Source organism: uncultured Jannaschia sp. (assembly GCF_947494055.1).
Lineage (GTDB): Bacteria > Pseudomonadota > Alphaproteobacteria > Rhodobacterales > Rhodobacteraceae > Jannaschia.
The window spans coordinates 1-699 of record NZ_CANLTR010000156.1 but is presented as its reverse complement, the minus strand read 5'-3'; the positions used below and the strand labels follow the sequence as shown (position 1 = coordinate 699).

The following is a 699-nucleotide window of genomic DNA, read 5'->3' as shown; positions in this document are numbered from 1 at the left end:
GAGCGGGTAGGCAGACGCAATATGCATTCGACCGAATGCGGCTTGCGCTTCCTGGCGGAGGGCAGCCAAAGCTGCTGGCATGGCCATTGCCTTCGCCCGTGCCCGCTACCTGTCCCGCGCGAGCGGCGGCTCGGCCGTGCGGTCGGCCTGTTACAACGCGCGGGTGGCGATCACCGACGCGCGGACGGCCGAGCGCTACTCCTTCGCCCATCGCGACGCGCCCGAGCATCACGCGGTGCTGTTGCCCGAGGGCGCGGATGCCCGGCTCGGCGACAGCGCGGCGCTGTGGAACCTGGCCGAGGCGGCGGAGCGGCGGCGCGACGCGCAGGTGGCGCGCGAGATCGTGCTGGCGCTGCCGGCCGATGCCGGGCTCACCCACGACGACCACGTGGCGCTGGCCGAGAGCTTCGCCCGCGTGCACTTCGTCGACCGTGGGCTGGCCGTACAGCTCGACATCCACGCGCCGCATGGGGGCGAGGGCGGGGCGGGATCGCCCGAGGGCGAGCGGAGCAATCCCCATGCGCATCTTCTGATCACCACGCGGCGGGTGGAGGGGGACCGGCTCGCGGCGAAGAAGGCGCGCGATCTCGACCCTGTGGTGCGCAGCCTCGCCGGCCGCGCCGCGGTGACCGACGGCGAACGCTGGGGCGAGCTCTGGCGGGCGCATCAGGATGCGTACTTCGCCGCGCACGGGCTGGA

General features: G+C 73.4%; 1 protein-coding gene. It reads left to right on the top strand.

The features are described from left to right. Window positions 1-79: 79 nt before the first annotated feature. Window positions 80-699, top strand: a 620-nt coding sequence (locus tag Q1A87_RS23615) for a MobA/MobL family protein (protein WP_299657300.1), incomplete at its 3' end; no start/stop codon positions are given.